This is a genomic window from Actinomadura sp. NPDC048021, assembly GCF_040653135.1.
Taxonomy (GTDB): Bacteria; Actinomycetota; Actinomycetes; order Streptosporangiales; family Streptosporangiaceae; genus Spirillospora; species Spirillospora verrucosospora.
Genome location: NZ_JBEZJQ010000003.1, coordinates 273,883 through 293,895, shown reverse-complemented (window position 1 = coordinate 293,895; position 20,013 = coordinate 273,883). Strand labels below are relative to the sequence as shown.

Genomic DNA, 20,013 nt, shown 5'->3' with positions numbered 1-20,013 from the left:
CGGTGTTCACGGCGGTGATTCCCGTGGTCGTGTCGGTCGTCGGCGGCTACCTGCTCGGTTCGGTGCCGGTCGCGGTGCTCGTCGGCCGCGCCCACGGCCTCGACCCGCGCGAGGTCGGCGACCGCAACCCCGGCTTCTGGAACGTCATGGAGCAGCTCGGCCGGAAGGCCTCCGTGCCCGTCTTCGCCGGCGACATGCTCAAGGGGACGGCGGCCGGGCTGGTCGGCCTCCTCGTGAGCGGGGCCGACACGGGCCGCTTCGGCTCGGTGGCCGGGGCGAGCGTCCTGCCGGTGTACGCGGCGGTCGGCGCGGCGATGGCCGGCCACGCCTGGCCGGTGTTCGCCGGACGGCGGGGCGGCCGCTCGATCCTCACCTTCGCGGGAGGGTTCGCGGTGATCTGCCCGGCGGCGTTCGCGCTCGGCCTCCTCCTGCTCTTCGCGGGCACCGCCGCCTTCTCGTTCGCGTGGGGCACCCGCCTCGCGGTGTTCTCGCTGCCGGTGCTGCAGCTGTTCTTCGCGCCGGTCGGGCAGGTCGCCGGGACCGGGGCGCTGATGTGCCTCATCGGGCTGCGGTTCGGGCAGGCCGCGCTGGCGGGGCGGCGGGCCTGACCGACGCCGGGCCGTAGTCCCGGCCGCGCCAGGTGCGCGTCGGCAGCAGCGCCGACCAGGTGAGCCGGACGGCCGTCGCCACGTCCAGGAGCGGGGAGGCCGCCAGGCCGGGGCTCGCCCGCGCGTAGCTGCCGCGCAGCGCCGTCACGAGCAGGAGCCGCTGCGCCAGCAGGACGAGGTCGAGGGGCGTGGGCCGTCCCGCCGCGAGCCGCAGGACGGGGAGCGCGGCGGTCAGCCAGACCACGGCCAGGTCGCCCGCCATGTGGGCCGCGGGGGTGACGTCCCGCAGCGCGATCGACCTTCCCCACGCGCGCCACACGTCCGCGGCGGAGCTGTGCATGTCCGCCTCCAGCAGCGGGCCCGCGTCCACGAACGCGACCCGCCAGCCGTCGCGGGCGAGCAGCCGCCCGAGCGCGACGTCGTCGGTGAGATGGCGCCTGACCCGCGCGAACCCGTCGGCCTCCCGCATGCTCGCCTTGCGGAAGGCCATGCACTGGCCGTTGACGAGCAGGCGCTCCGCAGGCGCCCCCGGTCCGGTCGACCCGATCGGGCCGAAACGGTAGACGAGCGTGGCCAGCAGCGAGGCGTGCAGCGCCTGCTCCACCGCGTTGTCGCAGATGAAGCGAGGACCCGCGCTCACCAGGTCGTGGCCGTCCAAGAGCGCCGCCAGTGCCGCGCAGAGGCCCGCCTTGGGACGCATGTCGGCGTCCAGGAGGACGACGATCGGGCCGGTCGCGGCCTGCACGCCCTGGTGCAGGGCCCACTGCTTGCCGACCCACCCGTCCGGCAGCGGCGCGCCGGGGACGACGGTGGCGCCGAGCCTCTTGGCCAGCCGCGCGGTGCCGTCGCGGGACTCGTCGTCCACGACGATCACCTCGTCCACGACCGGGTCGGCGAGCAGCGGGGCCAGGCACCCTTCGAGGCGGGACTCCTCGTCGCGGGCGGGGATCACCACCGACACCCGCTCCGGCGGCGGTCCGGCCGCCCCCGGCCCCAGCGGCGCGCGACGGCGGCGCCCCCGGGCGAGCCGCGCCGCGACGACCGCGGCGGCGGCCGCCTGGAGGACGGTCAGCGGCCTCATCGCGTTTCCGGCCTTTCGTGGGACGCGGTGCGGCGGGCGCCGCCGAAGTCCTGGTTCACCAGGGAGGCGACGATCCGCCCGCCCATCGCGACGAGCGGGAGGCCGCCGCCCGGATGCGCCGACCCGCCCACCAGGTAGAGGCCGCGCCGCGGTCCCCGGTTGCCCGGCCTGCGGAACGGCGCGAAACGTCCCTGGTAGGCGGTGCCGTAGATGGCGCCGCCCCACGCGCCGTACCGGTCGCGCAGGTCGGCGGGCGTGAACATGTCGACGAAGCGGAGCCGTCCCGAGAGGTCGTGCCCGCGTTTCGCCAGCCGCTCCAGCACGAGGTCCCGGTAGGACTCGCGGGACATCGGCCACCGGCCGGGGTCGCGCGCCGGGACGTTCACCAGCATCACCCAGTTCTCCGCCCCGTACGGGGCCTGCGTCGGGTCGTCCACCGCCGAGCAGCCGACGTAGACGGTCGGGTCGTCCGGCGGCACGTTCCGGCGGAAGATGTCGTCGAACTCCTTCCGGTAGTCCGCCGAGAAGACGACGGAATGGTGTGGCATGTCCTCTGTGCGGCCGTCCACCCCCGCGAGCAGCAGGAACGCCGACGACGACAGGCCGAGCCCGGCGAGCCTGCGCAGCCGCCGCCGGTCGGGCAGCAGCCAGCCGTACAGCGCGGCGGCGTCGGCGTTGACGATCACGGCGTCGGCGCCCACCCGCTCCCCCGACGCCAGCACCACGCCCGAGACCGCCGAACGGCCGGCGATGACCTCCGCCACCTCGGTGCCCGTGCGGACCTCGACGCCGGCATCGGTCAGGAGCCGGGCGAGGGCGTCGGCGATCCGGGGAAGGCCGCCCGACACGTACCAGCCGCCGTCCCCGTGCTCGATGGCCGGGACGCAGCCGAGGGCCGCCGGCGCCTGGTACGGGCTCGACCCCGCGTACGTGGCGTACCGGCCGGCGTACTGGCGCATCCGCGGGTCGTCGAAGAAGCGCCGCGCCAGGCCGTCCAGCGTCCGGCCCGGCGCGACCGAGAACAGGTCGCGGATCCGGGGCTTCTCGGGAGGACGGCCCAGGGGCCCGGCGAAGAAGGTCCGCTCCGACGCGGCGTAGCACTTCTCCGCCCAGCGGTAGAAGGACCGCCAGGCCGCGCCCTGCCCGGGGCTCAGGCGGTCGACCTCCCGCTCCATCCGGTCGGGGTCGCGGAACGCACGGAGCCGCGACCCGTCGGCGAAGCGGTAGCGGCACAGCTCGTCCAGCTCCACCAGCGGGACGTCCACGCCGAGTTCCTGGAACAGGCGCGGCATGGTCAGAAGGGACGGCCCGAGCGAGAAGGCGAACCCGTCCCGCTCGTACTCCGCCAGCTTCCCGCCGAGCCGGTCCAGCCGCTCGTACAGCCGGACCTCGTGGCCGCCGCGCGCCAGCCGCAGCGCGGCGGTCATGCCACCGACCCCGCCGCCGACCACGATCACTTCCGCCATGCGCGCCTCCACGCCGGGACGGCGAACGCCCCCATCGCCACCCCGCCCGCCGCCGCGACCAGCGGGTCCCGCGGCTCGAACACCGCCGCGAACGCCAGCGTCTCCATGCCCGCCATCACCGAGTAGAGCGTGACGAGCCCCCGGGACGGGCCCTGGCCGCGAGCCGGGCCGGGTCCGAGCGCCGGGACGGGGGTGTCCTCCCGTCCCACTGTCAGGTCGATCGCCATCATGACCAGGAAGGACACCGCCAGCCATCCGGCGAAGTTGCTGAGCGGCACCCCCCGGTAGGGGCCGCCGTCCGCCCACGTCCACAGGCCGAGCCGGAGCATCTGCGGGTCCAGGAACAGGTCCCATGCCGTCAGCGCCGCGGCCCCCGCCGCCCACCGCGCGACCCGGTTCCCCGGCGCGATCGCGGTCGCGACGGCGTGCGCGGCCAGCCCCATGCCGCCCCACGCCGCCGCCACGACGACCGGCACGCCGCCCGCCTGCGGCCGCAGCACCGAGGTGTAGGAGTACTCGCCGAACGGCAGGCCCGTGCGGATGCCGACCCATTCGGCCGCGAATCCGATGGCCACCGTCGCGGCGAAGGCCCCGGCCGCGCGCCCGGGGCCCCGCCGGTCGGCGAGGAACGCCACGGCGCTCGCCGCCAGCAGCACCACGACCACGCTGGTCAGCCGGACCGGCTCGGGCCTCAGCCCGGACGCGACCTGGGCGACCACCATCGCGGCCAGCAGCCCGGCGCCGAGCAGTCCGAGGGGTCGCGACGCCGGCGTGTCCCAGCCGAGCCGCATTCTGCGCACAAAGCCCACACGACCCCTTCGTACCGAGGCGGCCGGGCGGATGCATCGATCATCAGGACGCGGTCCGCCCGCGGGGCAGCAGCAGAGCCGCCGCGGCGATGAGCAGGGCCAGCCCGGCCGCCATGAGGAAGACCCGGTCGTAACCGGCGGCGAGGGCGGCGGCCGCCGTCGGCGAACCGGACGCCGCCCGCGTCCGCGCGGCGGCGGCCGCCGCCAGCACCGCGAGGCCCACGGCCCCGCCCGCCTGCACGGCGGTGTTGGCCAGCCCGCCGACCACCCCCGCGTCGCCCTCGGGCACCCCCGCGGTCGTCGCGGCCATGAGCGTGGGGAACGTCAGGCCGATCCCGACCGCGACGAGCAGCGTGGGCCCGAGCACCCCGGTGACGTAGCCGCTGCCGGCTCCGGCCTGCGAGAGCCAGCCGAACCCGGCGAGGAGGAAGCCGCAGCCCGCCGGCACCAGGAGGCGGGCGCCCGCTCGCGGCAGCAGCCCGGCGGCGAAGCGCGCGACCACCATGAACACCACGGCCGCGGGCGTCTGCCCGAGCCCGGCCCGGAGCGCGCCGTACCCCAGGACGTTCTGCAGGAACAGCGACGTGAAGTACCACATCGCGACGGTGATCCCTCCGAAGAGCAGCAGCATGCCGCCGCCCGCGGCCACCCCCCGGATCCCGAACAGCCGCGGCGGCATCAGCGGCCGGGCGGCGAAGCGCCCCTCCACCACGAGGAAGGCGGCGAGCAGGAGCAGGCCCGCCGCGGCCGGGCCCGCGACCCGCGCGGACGTCCAGCCGTGGCCGGTGCTCTGCATCACCCCGTAGATCAGCGCGGCCAGCCCCGCCGTCCCGGTGACGGCGCCGGGCAGGTCGAGCGGCTCCCGCCGGACGGTCCGCGCGCCGGGCAGCGACGCCAGGGCCACCACGATCAGCACCGCGCCGATCGGCACGTTGACCAGGAAGACCCACCGCCAGGACAGGCCGGTCGTGAGGGCCCCGCCCGCGACCGCGCCCGCCATCCCGCCCACGCCGCCCGCGGCGGACCACGCGCCGAACGCCCGCGCCCGCTCGCGGTCCCCGGTGAAGCCGGTGTTGATCACGGCCAGCGTCGCCGGGGCCAGCACGGCGGCTCCCACGCCCTGGACGGCGCGGGCCGCCACCAGGATCTGCGGTGCGGTCGCCAGGCCGCCGACCAGGCTGGCGGCGGAGAACAGCAGCAGTCCGGCGGCCAGCGTCCGGCGGTGGCCGAACAGGTCGGCGGCGCGTCCGCCCAGCAGCATGAACCCGGCGAACGTGAGCAGGTAGCCGTTCACCACCCAGGCCAGTCCCGCGGCGGTGAAGCCGAGGTCCCGGTCGACGGAGGGCAGGGCGACGTTGACGATGGACGCGTCCAGGATCACCATGAACTGGCACGCGCACACCAGCGCCAGCACCACCCGGCCGGGCCCGCTCCCCGCCCTCCCGGACCCGCGGTCCGCAACCTTCGCCGACAACTCGGACGACACAAGCGCCTCCTCGATCGAGTGGAATGCGGCGGGGCCCGGTGGGCGAAGCCGCCCGATGCCCGCACCGTCCCGGCGGTGCCGGGGTGAGATCGCCTCTGACACGGCTCGGCGGCCGTTCACGTCAGGACGCGGGCGTCCTCTTCGGCGGCGCGGGCGCCCGCCCGCAGTTGGATCGCGGTCCGGGCGAGGCGGCGGCCCTGGTAGCGGGCCGCGTCGAGGGAGGCGGCGTCGGGCCCGTCGCCGGACGGGCCGGTCACCGCCGAGGTCCCGTAGGGGTTGCCTCCGGCCGCGTAGACGGCCGGGTCGGTGTAGCCGGGCGGGACGATCAGCGCGCCCCAGTGGTAGAAGACGTTGGCCAGCGAGATGATCGTGGCCTCGGCGCCGCCGTGGCGGTTGAAGGCCGCGGTGAACGCCGTCACCGGCTTGTCGGCCAGCGCGCCCTCCCGCCACAGTCCGACGCTCTGGTCGAGGAACTGCTTGAGCTGCGCGGCGGGCGCGCCGAAGCGGGTCGGCGTGCCGAACGCGTACGCGTCGGCCCACGCGAGGTCCTCGACGGCGGCCTCCGGGACCGCGGCGACCGCGTCCAGGTGCCGCCGCCACCGCGGGTTCTCGTCGATCGCGGCGTCGGTCGCCAGCTCGGCGACCCGCCGCAGCCTGACCTCGGCGCCGGCGGTGGCGGCGCCCTCGGCGACGGCCTCGGCGAGCGCGTGCACGGCGCCCGTCGAGCTGTAGTGGATGACGGCGACCTTCACGGACATGTCGGCTCCTCGGCCTCGCGGTAGGATTAGTTATGCGCATAATGTTATGCGCATAACTAATCCGTCAAGGAGGGGCCGTGGACTTCGACCGAGCCGACGCGATCAACCAGGCCATCCGCCTGCTGAGCCTGCGCCACCGGGCCCGGGCCGCGGCGCTGCTGACCCCGCTCGGCCTCCATCCCGGGCAGGAGGCGCTGCTGCTCGAACTCGCGCGGACCGGCCCGCGGATCCAGGCCCAGCTCAGCGAGGCGCTCGGCTGCGAGCCGCCCAGCGTCACGCTCATGACCCGCAAGCTGGAGGCGTCCGGGCACGTCCGGCGCAGGCCCGCGCCCTCCGACAAGCGCGCCAGCATCGTGGAGCTCACCGACTCGGGCGCGGCCCTGGCGGAACGGGTCAGGGAGCTGTGGTGCGCCCTGGCGGAGGAGACCGTGGCCGGCCTGCCCGAGCAGACCGTGGCGGACCTGCCCGGCGTGCTCGGAACCCTGACCGCCAACGTCGACCCCCGGCGCGCACGCCCGAGACCGGGCAGGTGACGCCGGGCGCGGGTGTTCGGATCGCGGGCCGAGGGGTGAGCCCTGCGGCCGTCAGACCAGACCGCGGCGGGCGGCGTGGACGCCCGCCTGGAACCTGGTGCGGGCGTTGAGGGTGCGCAGGAGACGGGCGACGTGCCGGCTGACCGTGCGCGCGCCCATTCCGGTGTGGCGGGCCACCGCCTCGTCCTTGAGCCCGGCGGCGAGGAGGGTGAGCAGATGCCGGTCCGCCTCGGACAACCGGGGCCGGACGCCGGCCGAGCCCGGCTCGCCGTCGAAACGCAGCGGCGTCGCCTGTTCCCAGCAGGTGTCGAAAACGTCGATGAGAATGTCGAGCAGGGTCGACGGGCGGATGAGGGCGGTGATGCTGGGATCGTCGCCCCGCAGCGGCATCAGCGCCATTTCGTCGTCCACGATGACGAGTTTGGCGGGCGGATTCTCCAGGATGCGGGATCGCTCGCCGAAGCCGGAATCCCGGCGGGCCAGTTCCATCCGCGCGGGGATGGCGAGGGCCTCGGGCGTGTAAATGGCGCGGTACTCCACGCCTTCCGCGAGGCGCTCGCGCTCGATCTCGTTCGGGCTGACCGGGTCGACCGCGTAGGGCGGCTTGTCGATGGCCTTCACCTGCCTGACCGCGGCGCGCTGCACCTGCTCGTAGCGCTGGATCACCGCGTCCAGCCCGTCGACGACCTCCACCAGCCTCTCCGGGTTCGACCGCTGCTCGGCGGCCAGCAGGTCGCCGCTGATCCGCTTGGCCTCGATCCGCGCGCGGATGAACTCCGCCTCCCGCCTGCGGATGAGCGTCTCGACCACGGCGTCCGGAGGATGGGCGGAGTACGCACGGTCCGCCGCGGCGTCCGCCCCCGCGGCGCCCTCCGCGCTGATCATGCCGAGCGCCTCCATTTCCAGGAGGAGCGCCGCCAGGCGAGCCGGCGGCGCCTCCGACATCCCCGCCAACTCGCTCAGCGTGCTGCCGGGGTTGTACAGCAGGACGACGTAAAGGGTCTGCTGAGAGGCGGTGACACCGAGAGCCGCGAATGGATTCTCATCTTCTGCGGTCACGGGGAACATGACCCGGATTATGGCCGATGGAGCGTGACTTCCAGGCCGTGCGCGGCGAACGGATCGGTGGCGCATTCCGACAGCGGCGATAACTCGCCAGAACGTGGGGGCGGAGAGCCTTTCTCGTCGCGCGCGAGGACATCTACGTTTGCCGCACCCCCACCCCCGAGGAGAGACCATGTCTCACAGACGCGGCATGCGCGTCGCCGTGCTCGCGGCCGGCGCGCTGGGTCTGGCCGGCGCGCAGGGCGTCGCCGTCGCCCAGCCGGACCCCGCCGGGCCCGCCCGTCCGGCCCCCTACTCCGCGGCGACGGCGGCGAACGTGCCGCAGGCCATGCTGAAGGCGATGCAGCGCGACCTCGGCCTCACCGCGGCGCAGGCGAAGCAGGCGCTGGTCAACCAGTTCGACTCCGGCGTCACCGCCGGGAAGCTGCGGCTGAGGCTCGGCGGCGCCTTCGCCGGCAGCTGGGTCAGCGGCAGGACCGCCGAGACGCTGCACGTCGCGACCACCGACCCCGCCCGCACAGCCGAGATCACCGCCCAGGGCGCGCGGGCCACCGTCGTCGGCCGCAGCCTGGCCGACCTCACCGCCGCGAAGGCGAGGCTCGACCGTGCCGCCGCGCGCAGGGCCCCGTCCCACTCTCCCGTCTGGTACGTGGACGTCCAGGCCAACCGCGTCGTGGTCCTGAGCTCCGCGCCCGCCGAGGCCCGCGCCTTCGCGAAGGCCGCCGGGGTCGACCTCGCCGAGGTCGCCGTCAGGCGCTCGAAGATCAAGCCGCGCACCTACTACGACCTGCGCGGCGGCGACGCCTACTCCATGAACGGCTCGGGACGCTGCTCGATCGGCTTCTCGGTCACCCGTGGCGGGACGCCCGGCTTCATCACCGCGGGCCACTGCGGGCAGCCGGGCACGTCCACCAGCGGGTACAACCAGGTCCAGCAGGGCAGTTTCCAGGGCTCCTCGTTCCCCGGCAACGACTACGCCTGGGTCGCTGCGAACGGCAACTGGTCGCCGGTCGCGCGCGTGAACGGCTACGGCTCCGTCCAGGACCCGGCCGTCTCCGGTTCGACGGTGGCGCAGACGGGCTCCCCGGTGTGCCGCTCCGGCTCCACCACCGGCTGGCACTGCGGAACCGTCCAGCAGCTCAACACCAGCGTCACCTACCCGCAGGGCACCGTCTCCGGGGTCACCCAGACGAACGTGTGCGCCGAGCCCGGCGACTCGGGCGGCTCGTTCATCTCGGGCACCCAGGCGCAGGGGACGACGTCCGGCGGCTCCGGCGACTGCCGCAGCGGCGGGACGACGTTCTTCCAGCCGGTCAACGAGGGGCTCCAGGCCTACGGCCTGACGCTCTACACCGGCACGTCCAACCCACCCGACGACCCGCCGAGCGGCAGCTGGGCGGCGGGGACCGTCTACCAGGTCGGCGACGTCGTGACCTACAACGGCTCCAGCTACAGGTGCATCCAGTCGCACCAGGCGCAGCCCGGCTGGACGCCGGAGAACGTCCCGGCGCTCTGGCAGCGCGTCTGACGCGCCCGGCCTTCCCCCAACGTGATGCTGGGGGAAGGCCGGCTTCATGCCGTCACAGGTCGCGAAGGGTCGGCCGAGCACGCCCGCGCTTTCGCGGGGGCGCAGGCGACCGGGCGGGTCAGCCGGCGATGAAGACGTCCTTGACGGCGCTCTTGCGGAGGTCTTCGAGGAGATCGATCTGCGCCTGGGCGCGGTCGTGGAGTTTCTCCAGCTCGGCCGCGTCCAGCTCCGGCGTCCGGTCGGCGAGGATGAGCAGCGTGCGCCATCCGGCGGCCTTGCCCTCGACGGCCAGCCGCAGGAACTCGTACTCCACCAGGTCGGTCAGCGGGGAACGCTCCCTGAGGCGGCCGTTGAGCTTGAGCCGTCCCGCCATCTCGGCCACGGACACCGCGATGCTCTTGTAGTGGCGGACGGGGACGCCGAGCGACGCCATGATGGACAGCAGCGCTCCCCGGTCGGCGGCGATCTCGTCCGCCAGCCGCCGCAGCCGCTCCTCCTCGGGCCTGCCCCGGTGCGCCTGGGCGAGCGCGCGAGAGCGTCCCACTCCGGCCGCCGCGCCCGCGAGATGGTCGTTCAGATAGATCGCCAGGAATGGTCCGGCCGTCTTCTCCATACGGGTCCTTCCGGCCGCCGGAGGGGCGGCCCTGCACGTCAGGTGAGGGGAGGTCGGTCGTCGACGCACCTCGCGGTACCCAGCGGGCGGGCGGGTACTCCCCCCGCCTCCTACGGTTCGGCCACCGGTCCGCGGCGACGGATACCCCCGCGTCCGGAGTGGGCAAAAACCGGTCAATGCGCGCTTGTGCCGGTGAACGCCCGGGTACGGCCCGACCGACCAAGGGGGGAAAATGATCAAGACACTGCACAAGCGGGGCCTGAAGTCGCACCACATGTACACGGCCGGACTCGGCTCGATCGCCCTGGCGTTCGCGTCGTGGGCGCTCTCCAACCAGCTGGAGGAGAGGGGCATGGACCGCGCCGACCGCTGGGGCATCTTCGTCGGCGAATGGGCCCCGACCTTCTTCGCCATCGGCGTCGCCATGCGCCTGGAGGAGATGCGCGAGGAGAGCACGGAGATCCCGATGCAGCGCGGCGAGATGGACGAGAGAGTCGGAGGCCGCGCGTCCCACGCGATGCGCTAGCGCCCGCGCGGTGACCGGCGGCCGCAGGCCGCCGGCGCGGCCGGGCGCGGTCCAGGGCTGTCTCGAAGTGGCCTCGGCCGCGCGCGCGAACGCGTGACCTGGCCGGTGAAGTGGGCCGGGACTATGCGGCGCAGCCTGGATCCCGAGCCCCGCGGGGGCGGGCTCTGGGACGATGGACCGCATGATCGAACGCACCGGCCCGCGGTTGGCCGAGGAGGAGGTGCTTCCTCCGGCGGAATGGGGGCGCGGGCGGGGCGCGGCGCCCGGCGCCCGTGCGGCCTGGGCGTTCGGCGCGCTGGCGGCGGCGCTCGTGCTCGGCCGGGCGTGGGCGGCGCCGCACATCGGCGCGCGGGCCCTGGACGCATGGGCGACGATCTTCGTGGCGGTGTGCGTGCAGGCGCTGCCGTTCCTGGTGTTCGGCGTCGCGCTGTCGGCCGCGATCACCGCGTTCGTCCCGGCCTCGGTGTGGCGGCGGGTGCTGCCGCGCCGGCCGGGCGCGGCGGTGCCGGTCGCGGGCGCGATGGGGGCGGTCCTGCCGGGGTGCGAGTGCGCGTCGGTGCCGGTCGCAGGCGGGCTGATGGCGCGCGGGGTGGCACCCGCCGCCGCGCTCACGTTCCTGCTCGCCGCCCCGGCCATCAACCCGGTCGTGCTGGTCGCCACCGCGGTCGCCTTCCCGGGACGGCCGGAGATGGTGGCGGGACGGTTCGCCGCCTCCCTGCTGGTCGCCGTGCTGGCCGGATGGGCGTGGCTGCTGCTGGGCAGGCGCGAATGGCTCAAGGTGCCGTCCCGTCCCCACGCGCACGGGGCGGCCGGACGCCTCGACGCGTTCCGGCAGGCCATGCGGCACGACATCATGCACGCCGGAGGGTTCCTGGTCGTGGGCGCCGCGGCGGCCGCGACCATCAACGCCGCGGTGCCCTCGTCCTGGGTCTCGTCGGCGGCGGGCGATGCCGTGGTGTCGGTCCTGCTCCTGGCGGTGCTGGCCGTCCTGATGTCCATCTGCTCGGAGGCCGACGCGTTCGTGGCGGCCAGCCTGTCGCAGTTCTCCACCACCGCGCGGCTGACGTTCCTGGTGGTCGGCCCGATGGTGGACCTGAAGCTGATCGCCCTCCAGGCGGGGTTCTTCGGCCGGAGCTTCGCGGTCCGGTTCGTCCCGCTGACGTTCTGCCTGGCGGTGGGCGTCAGCGCGCTGGTGGGAGGGCTGGTGTCATGAGCAGGCCCGCCCAGAACCTGCTGCTGGTCCTGCTCGGCGGCGCGATGCTGTGGATCACGCTGGGCAGCGGCGAGTACGTCAACTACGTGCGGCCCGGATTCCGCTATCCGCTGGTGGCCGCGGCCATCGCGCTGGTCGTGCTGGGCGCCGCCGGCCTGCGCCGGGAATGGCGGGACACCGGCGACGACGGGCACGGCGGCGAACACCACGGCGAGCACGGCGGCGGTCATGCGCACGGTCCGGGCGTGGCGTGGCTGCTCTGCGCGCCGGTGCTGGCGATCTTCGTGATCGCGCCGCCCGCGCTCGGCTCGTTCACCGCCGCGCGCGGCGCCGGTCGCGCCGCACCGTCCCCGCCGTCCCCCGCCGAGGGCTTCGCCCCGCTGCCGAGGACGGGGGCGCCCGTCCCGATGAGCATGGGCGAGTTCATCGGACGCGCCTACCTGGCGCAGACCGGCGACCCCGCCTCGTTCGAAGGGGTCCCGGTGCGGCTGACGGGCTTCGTGACCCCGCCGGCGAAGGGCGAGCGCGGCTGGCGCCTCACCCGCCTGAAGGTCGCGTGCTGCGCGGGCGACGCCATCCCGTTCCCCGTCATCGTGCGGGGCCTGCCGCGACCGCCCGCCGACACGTGGGTGCGGGTCGACGGGGTGTGGGTGCCGCCCGCGACCGGGCGGCGGGCGACCGTCGTCCAGACGCTGCGCGGGCGGTCCCTCCAGCGGATCGGCAGGCCCGGCGACCCCTACGAGTGACCGGGCCCGCCACGGCCGTCAACAACTCTTTCACCGCACGGCCCACCAGCCTTCGCGGATCCGGGCACGGCGGACGGCCCGCACCCGGGGTTCCGGGCGCGGGCCGCCGTCAGGGGTCCCGGCCGACGGCGGGCTGGGTCTCACCGGCGGGCCGTGTCCTGCGTGCGGGGTCGTTTCAGCAGGTCAGGTTGCTCCCCGCGGGGACGCCGAGGATCTGGGTGAAGCGCTGGTAGGCGTTCACCCGGCTCTGCACCTGGGCCGGATTCCGGCCGTCGCATTCCAGGGCGCCGTTGATGCTGCGGATCGTCTCGCCGAACCCGCGGCCGTTGACCATGGCGCTGTGGCCGGTCATGGTGCCCGGGCCGTTCTGGGTCATCCAGTACCAGAGCCCGGTCCGCCACGAGACCGACGCGTCCCGCTCCACGAGCCACGGGTTGTTCAGCAGGTCGATGCCGAGGGCGTCGCCCGCCGCCTTGTAGTTGAAGTTCCAGCTCAGCTGGATGGGACCGCGCCCGTAGTAGGCCGCCTGCCCCGCCGGGCACCCGTAAGGCTGGCTCGCGTCGCAGTAGTGCGGGTAGTTCCCAGTGTTCTGCTCGACGATGTAGACCAGCCCGCCGGTCTCGTGGTTGACGTTGGCCAGGAAGGCGGCGGCCTCCTGCTTCTTCACCGTGTCGCTTCCGGTGGCGGCGAACGCGGGGAACGCGGCCATGGCCGCGGTCAGACCGCTGTAGCCGTAGAACGAGTTGCGGCTCGGGAACATCTGGTTGAACTGCGACTCGCTCACCACGAACCCGCCCTGGCCGGGCGGATCGCCGGGGTCGGACGACCCGCAGGCTCCCTTGTCGGCCCACACGTCGGCGCGGCCCGGGGTCTCGTTCTGCGTCCACCACTTCGCCGACCAGTTGTGCCCGTTGTAGGACACCGCGGCGCCGCCGGTGTAGACGGCGGAGGAGCTCCACGCCGCCGCGCAGGCCGCGGCGGAGGCGGGCGCCGCCGGCAGGACGGCCGACAGCGTCCCCGCCGCGAGCAGGAGCGCACCGGTCAGCCGGGCGCCCGCCGGCAGGGGGACGCGCCGCGCCTTGCGTGCCGGCGTCACTGGACGTTCACGTCGACGCAGGCGTAGAAGGCGTTCGCCGTGTCGGCGATGTTCCAGATCGCCAGCACCTTCTGCCGCCCGGTGACGCCGCCGAGGTTGACCGAGTGCGAGACGGTGGACGGGGGCTGCTGGTTGTTGCCGTCGACCACGGCGACGCGCCTGCCGCCGACGTAGTACTCGTAGTTCGACGTGCGGTGCCGGGCGGTGAACGTCCAGGTGAAGGTCACCGTCTGGCCGACCGTCGTGGCCCTCCAGCCCTTGCCGTCGTCGTCGAGCTCGGCGAACCGCGCGTTGCCTCCGCTGCAGCTGCGCAGGCCCTTCGGGCCCTCGACGCTCTGCGGCTCCCACTGGATGGAGCCGCACTGGACGATGCGCTGCGCGCACTGGGCCTGCCGGCTCATCGGCGCCGACACGTACCCGTGGGCCCAGGCCGAGGTCGCCGGGATCACCACGGCGACGAGGGGGGCGATTCCGACGCCCGCCGTGACGGCGGCGATTCTGCGCGAGCGCTTCGTGCGGGGGGTCTTCTTCGTGCGGGGGGTGGTTTCCATGCGGGGGTCCTCGCGTGATGGGGGTGGTCATGGGACGTCGTCGCGGCAGGGCCTGCCGCGGGGGGAGCAGTCGACGAACGCGGTGGCGGGGCGCGGGGGCGGGGCATGAACACTCCATCGGATAGGAAACTTTCCTATCGGATTGAGCGAACGCTAACCCCGTGCCCGATCGCGGGCAAGAGCCCGCCGGAAACAGCCGGAACGGCGCCGCGGCGGCCCGGCCGGACCAGTGCAGGCAGGGAAGCGAACCACCCGATTCCGGTCGGGAGATTCGGCACCATTCCCCGCAACCGGACGCCTGGGGTCGGCGACTTCTGCCAACGGACCGCCGGAGGCCCGGGAAAGGGCGTCGGCGACGGTGAGGTTCCGGTCACCGGGACACCACTTGGAGGCCCGTCCCCGCCCTTCTACGATCGGGCCACCCATTTCTGTCGCCCGACCGGCGGGAACTCCCGCGTCCGGCCGGGACGGCGGCGCCGACAAGGGCCAGGCGCGGGCCCTCGTTAGCGGTCGCCTCGCTGCACGGCGTCCGCTGAGAGGAACACATGGACCGGAGCGCTGATTACGTCGTGGTGGGGGCCGGCAGCGCCGGCTGCGTGCTGGCCAAGCGGCTGGCCGAGTCCGGGGCGAGCGTCGTCCTGGTGGAGGCGGGCGGTCCGGACCGCACGCCGCTGGTCCGCAAGCCGGGGCTGATCGCCGTCTTCCACAACGTCCCGCAGCTGAAGAAGCGGCTGGACTGGGGCTTCTACAGCGCCCCGCAGAAGAACGCGCTCGACCGGAAGATCCCGCAGGTCAGGGGGCGCGTCCTCGGGGGTTCGGGGTCGATCAACGGCATGCTGTTCGTGCGCGGCCACCGCAGGAACTACGACGACTGGGCCGCCGAGGGCTGCACCGGGTGGGGCTTCGACGACGTCCTCGACAGCTACCGGCGGTTGGAGAACTGGGAGGACGGGGCTTCCGACCTGCGTGGTTCAGGTGGCCCCATCCAGGTGACACGGCAGCGTGACCTCACTCCCGCCTCCGAAGCGTTCATCGAGGCGGTCGTCCAGACGGCGGGCGTCAAGCGCAACGACGACTACAACGGCGCCGAGCAGGAGGGCGTGGGGGTCTTCCAGCAGAGCGTCGCGGACGGCCTGCGCTACAGCTCGTCCGTCGGCTACCTGGACGACCACGGCCTGGCGAACCTGACGGTCCTGACGAACGTGACCGTGCGGCGGGTCGTGATCGAGAAGGGGCGGGCCACGGGCGTCGAGGTCGCCGGCAAGAAGGGCACCGCGACGATCCGGGCGTCCCGGGAGGTCGTCCTCTCGGCGGGGGCGTTCGGCTCCCCGCACCTGCTGATGCTGTCCGGCGTCGGCCCGGCCGCCCACCTGAAGGACCACGGCATCGAGGTGCGCGCCGACCTTCCCGTGGGCGACAACCTGCACGACCACATGTTCGTGCCGATGACGTTCGTCATGGACACGGCCCGCCACAAGGGCACCGCGCCCTACTTCGCCAGGGGCGTCGCCAAGGAGTGGACGCGGGGCGGGACGTGGGTGGCCCGCAGCGTGTTCGAGGCGGTCGGCTTCGTCCGCAGCGGGCAGGCGGGCGCCATCCCCGACATCCAGTTGCACGCGTTGCCGTGGTCGTACCCGTTCCCGAACCAGGACGCGCCGGTGCGGCACGCCGTCGACAAGCGCTCCGCGCTCACGATCATGCCGACGCTGATCTACCCGAAGAGCCGCGGCACGCTCCGGCTGGGCTCGGCGGACCCGTCCGCCGCGCCGGTCATCGACCCCGGATACCTCACCGAGCCCGACGACGCCCGGCTGCTGCTGGACGGCATGGAGCTCGTCCGCGAGGTCATGGCGAACCAGGCCATCGCCGGGGACGTCAAGGAGGAGCTCTCCCCCGGGCCGCGGTACGCCGACCGGAAGGCGCTGGCCAGGGAGCTGCCGAACCGCGCCACGACCGTCTACCACCCGGTGGGGTCGTGCCGGATGGGCGCCGACGAGCGGGCCGTCGTCGACCCCAGGCTGCGCGTGCGGGGCGTCGAGGGCCTCCGCGTGGCGGACGCGTCGATCATGCCGAGCATCATCGGCGGCAACACCAACGCCCCCAGCATGATGATCGGCGAGCACGCCGCGAAGCTGATCCTCGACGCGGGCTGACCCCCCGGCGAGCCGGAGGCGTTCCCGTCCTGGACCGGCGGTTCAGGACGGGAAGGCCATGACCCAGCGGCGCTGCCAGGGGGTTTCGACGGCGCGGGGATGATGGTGCTGACGCGTCCAGGCGACGGCCTCGGACGGGGCCGTCCCGGACAGGACGGCCAGGCACGCGATGACCGTTCCGGTGCGGCCGACGCCGCCTCCGCAGGCGACCTCGACGGCGGCGCCGGAGCGGGCCCGTTCGTGCAGGGCGCGGATCTGCCGCACGGCCTCGTCCCGGTCACGGGGCAGCAGGAAGTCCGGCCAGTCGATCCATGCGGACGGCCAGTCCAGCTCCGGCGCGTGCCTGCGGCGGAGGCGGCCGGAGCCCAGGTAGAGCCCGAAGTCGGGCATGGGCCCGTCGGGGAGCGGTCGCCGCAGGCCGCGCCCGCGGATCAGGGTCCCGTCGGGAAGCGGGATCGCACCGTCGAGCGTCATCGGGTCACCGCCCGGCGGCGCGCGCGGTGGTTGGCGACGTTGACCCTGTTCCCGCACACCTCGGGCATGCAGTAGCGGCGGCGCCCGGCGCGGCTGGCGTCGGCGAACACTCCGCCGCAGCCGGGGGCGGCGCACGCGCGGAAACGGCCGTGGCCGAGCGCCCTGACGAGGCCGAGCAGCGAGACGCCGACGACGGCGGCCAGTTCGGCGACGAGGGACGCGTCCCGCGCCGTCGGGACGTGCCACTGCCACCGGCCGGAGGGGTCGCGGCGCAGCACCGGCGCGAGCCCGACGTGCCCGGCCAGCATCGCCGCGCGCTCCACCGCCTCGTCCTCCGTCCCGGACTCCAGCACGGCCCGCACCTCGCGGCGCAGGAAGCGGACCTTCTCCACGTCCTCCGCGCTCGGCGCCCCGGCCCCGCCGGCGGCGGGCTCAAGGGGCACCACGTCATAGGCGGCGAAGTCGTATCCGGAGAGCAGCGCGGCCAGGTCGCCGGGTCCGGAGAGCGCCTCGGCCCCCCGCACGTCCGGCGACGTGGCGACGAGGTCGTTCGCGACCTCGACGCCCGCCGCGTAGTCGGCCATCGGAATGAGCACACGTCCTCCCGCACCCGCGTCAGTAAGGGTTATAGGAGGACTGTAGACCTTACCGAGTCGCGACGTCGAACTGGAGGCCGCCGTTCACCACGGACACGTCGACGTGTCCGCCGGGGCCCAGGTCGCCGGACAGGAGCAGGTCGGAGAGCCGGTCGTCCACCTCCCGCTGGATCGTGCGGCGCAGCGGACGGGCGCCGAACTCGGGCTGGTAGCCGCGCTCGGCGAGCCAGTCCACGGCCTCGGTGCTGAAGGAGACGGAGACGTCCTGGGCGCGCAGGCGGCGGCGCGTCTCGTCCAGCAGCAGGTCGGTGATCTGGCGGAGCTGGCCCTGCTCCAGCCGCCGGAAGACGATGATCTCGTCGATCCGGTTGAGGAACTCGGGCCGGAACGACTCGCGCAGCCGCCGCATGATCCGGTCGCGCAGCGCGCCGCCGCCGTCGCCGGACGCGCCGAAGCCGATCTCGGTCGTGCCGGTGATCAGTTCCGAGCCAAGGTTGCTCGTCATGATCACGACGGTGTTGCGGAAGTCGACCGTGCGGCCCTGCGCGTCGGTGAGGCGGCCGTCGTCGAGGAGCTGGAGCAGGACGTTGAACACGTCCTGGTGCGCCTTCTCGATCTCGTCCAGCAGGATCACCGAGTACGGCTGGCGGCGGACGGCGTCGGTGAGCTGCCCCGCCTCCTCGTAGCCGACGTATCCGGGCGGAGCGCCCATCAGGCGGCTGACGGTGTGCCGCTCCTGGAACTCGCTCATGTCGAACCGGATCATCCGGTCCTGGCTGCCGAACAGGGCCTCCGCCAGCGCCTTCGCCAGTTCGGTCTTGCCGACGCCGGTCGGGCCGAGGAACAGGAACCCGCCGATCGGCCGGTTCGGATCGCCCATCCCGGCGCGGGACCGCCGCACGGCCCGCGCCACCGCCGCGACCGCCTCCTCCTGCCCGACCACGCGCTGGTGCAGGTGGCCCTCCAGGTCCGCCAGGCGCTCCCGCTCGGCCTGGGTGAGCTGGGTGACGGGGACGCCGGAGATCCGGGAGACCACCTCGGCGATGTCCTCCGTGGTCACCTCCGGGACCGTGGCCGGCGCGCCGTTCCCGCGCGTCTCGGTGAGGTCCTTCTCCAGCCGGGAGACCTCGTCGCGCAGCTCGCAGGCGCGCTCGTAGTCCTCGTCGGCGACGGCCTGGTCCTTCTCCCGGCGCCGCTGGTCGAGGCGCTGCTCCAGCTCGCGGCGCCCGCCGTTGCGCGTGCTGCGCAGGCGGACGCGGGCGCCCGCCTGGTCGATGAGGTCGATCGCCTTGTCCGGAAGGAACCGGTCGGTCAGGTAGCGGCTGGACAGGTCGACGGCCGCGACGAGCGCCTCGTCGGTGAAGCGCACCTGGTGGTGCGCCTCGTACCGGTCGCGGAGGCCCCGCAGGATCTCGATGCTGTCGTCCGCGCTCGGCTCCGGCACGAGGATCGGCTGGAAGCGCCGCTCCAGCGCCGCGTCCTTCTCGATGTTGCGGCGGTACTCGTCGATCGTCGTCGCGCCGACCACGTGCAGCTCGCCGCGGGCGAGCGGGGGCTTCAGCATGTTCCCCGCCGACATCGCGCCCTCCGCGCTGCCCGCGCCCACGATCGTGTGGATCTCGTCGATGAACACGACCAGGCCCTCGGCGTGCTCGCGGATCTCGTCCACGAGCTTCTTCAGCCGCTCCTCGAAGTCGCCCCGGTAGCGGGTGCCCGCGACGACGCCGCCCAGGTCGATCTGGACGATGCGCTTGCCGCGCAGCGTCTCGGGGACCTCGTCGTCCACGATCCGCTGGGCCAGCCCCTCGGCGATCGCGGTCTTGCCGACCCCCGGGTCTCCGATCAGCACCGGGTTGTTCTTGGTGCGCCGCGAGAGGACCTCGACCGTCTCCTCGATCTGGTCCTCGCGTCCGATCACCGGGTCGATGCGCCCCTCGCGGGCGAGGGCGGTGAGGTCGCGTCCGAACTCGTCCAGCGTGGGCGTCCCGCTCGGCTGCCCGCCGCCGGCCGGCGGCTGCCCGGAGCCTCCGCCGGACGCCGCCTGCTGCAGCGAGTCGGGCGTGACGTGCTCGTGGTCGAGGATCCGTCCCGCGCTCGACCCGCGGTCCAGCGCCAGCGCGAACAGCAGGTGCTCGGGCCCGATGTAGGACGATCCGAGCGCCCGCGACACCTGGTGCGAGTCGAGCAGCGCCCGCTTGGCGGACGGGGTCAGCTCGGGCGGGACCTCCCGGGGCTCTCCGCGCCGCGCGTGGTCCTCGATCTCGTCCCGGATCTTGTCCGGGTCGGCACCGGCCCGCACCATCCACTGCCGGGTCCCCTGCTGGCGCGTCGCCGCCCACAGCAGGTGATCGGTGTCCAGATCGTCGCTGCCCCACTGCGCCGCCTGCGCGGCCGCGTCCCGCACGAGTTCCCGCGCGGGCTCGCTCATCAGCCGCGCGATGCTGATCCGCTCCATGGGCCGCCGTTGCGCGCGCGACCCGAAGAAGCGGGCGAGCATCTCCTCGAACGGATCCGATCCCCCCGGCCCGTACCATCCCGCGGTCATCTCCGAAAACCCCCCGGTAGTCGAAGGACACGTCATAACAACGGACATCCCCCTGCCCATGGCATGCCCCAGGAAACCCTCACGCCAACCGTCCCGCGGCAAGCGGTCAGGAATCGAGAAGCGCCCTTGACCGGGCCGCGCCTAGCGTGAAGTCAACGGATACCAG

At 74.0% G+C, this 20,013-nt stretch carries 19 protein-coding genes; 7 read left to right on the top strand and 12 right to left on the bottom strand.

The window, feature by feature from the left end; genetic code table 11:
• Positions 1–2 precede the first annotated feature (2 nt).
• On the top strand, positions 3–608 hold the full coding sequence (locus AB0C87_RS07275) for a glycerol-3-phosphate acyltransferase (RefSeq protein WP_345185360.1): 606 nt from the start codon (positions 3–5) through the stop codon (positions 606–608).
• Here the strand turns inward: AB0C87_RS07275 and AB0C87_RS07270 are convergent.
• From AB0C87_RS07270 to wrbA, 5 genes are all read right to left on the bottom strand, one after another.
• Positions 559–1,689, bottom strand: coding sequence for a glycosyltransferase (locus AB0C87_RS07270; protein ID WP_353835475.1), 1,131 nt, complete (start codon positions 1,687–1,689; stop codon positions 559–561). The two genes, AB0C87_RS07275 and AB0C87_RS07270, sit on opposite strands and share 50 nt — an antisense overlap.
• Positions 1,686–3,155, bottom strand: coding sequence for a phytoene desaturase family protein (crtI, locus tag AB0C87_RS07265; protein ID WP_360576805.1), 1,470 nt, complete (start codon positions 3,153–3,155; stop codon positions 1,686–1,688). The genes AB0C87_RS07270 and crtI overlap by 4 nt, the downstream gene beginning before the upstream one ends.
• Positions 3,143–3,946: a carotenoid biosynthesis protein gene (locus tag AB0C87_RS07260; protein WP_345185525.1), complete on the bottom strand. Its 804-nt coding sequence runs from the start codon at positions 3,944–3,946 to the stop codon at positions 3,143–3,145. The genes crtI and AB0C87_RS07260 overlap by 13 nt, the downstream gene beginning before the upstream one ends.
• A 61-nt stretch (positions 3,947–4,007) precedes the next feature.
• Entirely contained in the window at positions 4,008–5,450 is a 1,443-nt protein-coding gene (locus AB0C87_RS07255; protein ID WP_345185372.1) for an MFS transporter, read from the bottom strand.
• Between the two features lie 116 nt (positions 5,451–5,566).
• Positions 5,567–6,208 carry an NAD(P)H:quinone oxidoreductase gene (gene wrbA, locus AB0C87_RS07250; protein ID WP_345185379.1) on the bottom strand — a complete coding sequence of 214 codons (642 nt, stop codon included), beginning with the start codon at positions 6,206–6,208 and terminating at the stop codon, positions 5,567–5,569.
• A gap of 77 nt (positions 6,209–6,285) precedes the next feature.
• Here wrbA and AB0C87_RS07245 point away from each other — a divergent pair, with 77 nt between their 5' ends.
• A complete protein-coding gene (locus AB0C87_RS07245) occupies positions 6,286–6,741 on the top strand; it encodes a MarR family winged helix-turn-helix transcriptional regulator (protein ID WP_345185391.1) in 456 nt (151 codons plus the stop codon).
• Positions 6,742–6,792: 51 nt separating this feature from the next.
• Here AB0C87_RS07245 and AB0C87_RS07240 read toward each other — a convergent pair whose 3' ends face one another.
• Positions 6,793–7,809, bottom strand: coding sequence for a helix-turn-helix transcriptional regulator (locus AB0C87_RS07240; RefSeq protein WP_360576804.1), 1,017 nt, complete (start codon positions 7,807–7,809; stop codon positions 6,793–6,795).
• Positions 7,810–7,978: 169 nt separating this feature from the next.
• Here AB0C87_RS07240 and AB0C87_RS07235 point away from each other — a divergent pair, with 169 nt between their 5' ends.
• A complete protein-coding gene (locus AB0C87_RS07235) occupies positions 7,979–9,334 on the top strand; it encodes a carbohydrate-binding protein (protein WP_360576803.1) in 1,356 nt (451 codons plus the stop codon).
• A 118-nt stretch (positions 9,335–9,452) separates the two neighbouring features.
• Here AB0C87_RS07235 and AB0C87_RS07230 read toward each other — a convergent pair whose 3' ends face one another.
• Entirely contained in the window at positions 9,453–9,947 is a 495-nt protein-coding gene (locus AB0C87_RS07230; RefSeq protein ID WP_360576802.1) for a hypothetical protein, read from the bottom strand.
• A 232-nt stretch (positions 9,948–10,179) separates the two neighbouring features.
• Here AB0C87_RS07230 and AB0C87_RS07225 point away from each other — a divergent pair, with 232 nt between their 5' ends.
• From AB0C87_RS07225 to AB0C87_RS07215, 3 genes are all read left to right on the top strand, one after another.
• Entirely contained in the window at positions 10,180–10,473 is a 294-nt protein-coding gene (locus AB0C87_RS07225) for a hypothetical protein (protein ID WP_345185404.1), read from the top strand.
• Between the two features lie 172 nt (positions 10,474–10,645).
• The gene (locus tag AB0C87_RS07220) at positions 10,646–11,686 is read left to right on the top strand and encodes a permease (protein ID WP_345185408.1); all 1,041 of its coding nucleotides are present in this window, start codon (positions 10,646–10,648) and stop codon (positions 11,684–11,686) included.
• A complete protein-coding gene (locus tag AB0C87_RS07215; RefSeq protein WP_360576801.1) occupies positions 11,683–12,432 on the top strand; it encodes a TIGR03943 family protein in 750 nt (249 codons plus the stop codon). Before AB0C87_RS07220 ends, AB0C87_RS07215 begins: the two co-directional genes overlap by 4 nt.
• 175 nt (positions 12,433–12,607) lie before the next feature.
• Here AB0C87_RS07215 and AB0C87_RS07210 read toward each other — a convergent pair whose 3' ends face one another.
• Positions 12,608–13,528: a glycoside hydrolase family 19 protein gene (locus AB0C87_RS07210; RefSeq protein WP_360355325.1), complete on the bottom strand. Its 921-nt coding sequence runs from the start codon at positions 13,526–13,528 to the stop codon at positions 12,608–12,610.
• On the bottom strand, positions 13,525–14,079 hold the full coding sequence (locus AB0C87_RS07205) for a lytic polysaccharide monooxygenase auxiliary activity family 9 protein (RefSeq protein WP_345185418.1): 555 nt from the start codon (positions 14,077–14,079) through the stop codon (positions 13,525–13,527). The genes AB0C87_RS07210 and AB0C87_RS07205 overlap by 4 nt, the downstream gene beginning before the upstream one ends.
• Positions 14,080–14,624: 545 nt before the next feature.
• On the opposite strand from AB0C87_RS07205, the gene AB0C87_RS07200 reads away from it, so the two are divergent.
• Positions 14,625–16,232, top strand: a complete 1,608-nt coding sequence (locus AB0C87_RS07200; protein WP_345185421.1) for an FAD-dependent oxidoreductase — start codon at positions 14,625–14,627, stop codon at positions 16,230–16,232.
• Positions 16,233–16,274: 42 nt separating this feature from the next.
• On the opposite strand, the gene AB0C87_RS07195 is transcribed toward AB0C87_RS07200, so the two are convergent.
• From AB0C87_RS07195 to AB0C87_RS07185, 3 genes are read right to left on the bottom strand one after another with little or no spacing between them, the layout of a single operon-like run.
• Entirely contained in the window at positions 16,275–16,706 is a 432-nt protein-coding gene (locus AB0C87_RS07195; RefSeq protein WP_360576800.1) for a protein-tyrosine phosphatase family protein, read from the bottom strand.
• On the bottom strand, positions 16,703–17,302 hold the full coding sequence (locus tag AB0C87_RS07190) for a CGNR zinc finger domain-containing protein (protein WP_345185426.1): 600 nt from the start codon (positions 17,300–17,302) through the stop codon (positions 16,703–16,705). The genes AB0C87_RS07195 and AB0C87_RS07190 overlap by 4 nt, the downstream gene beginning before the upstream one ends.
• Before the next feature lie 49 nt (positions 17,303–17,351).
• A complete protein-coding gene (locus AB0C87_RS07185) occupies positions 17,352–19,847 on the bottom strand; it encodes an AAA family ATPase (RefSeq protein WP_353833498.1) in 2,496 nt (831 codons plus the stop codon).
• Positions 19,848–20,013 lie beyond the last annotated feature (166 nt).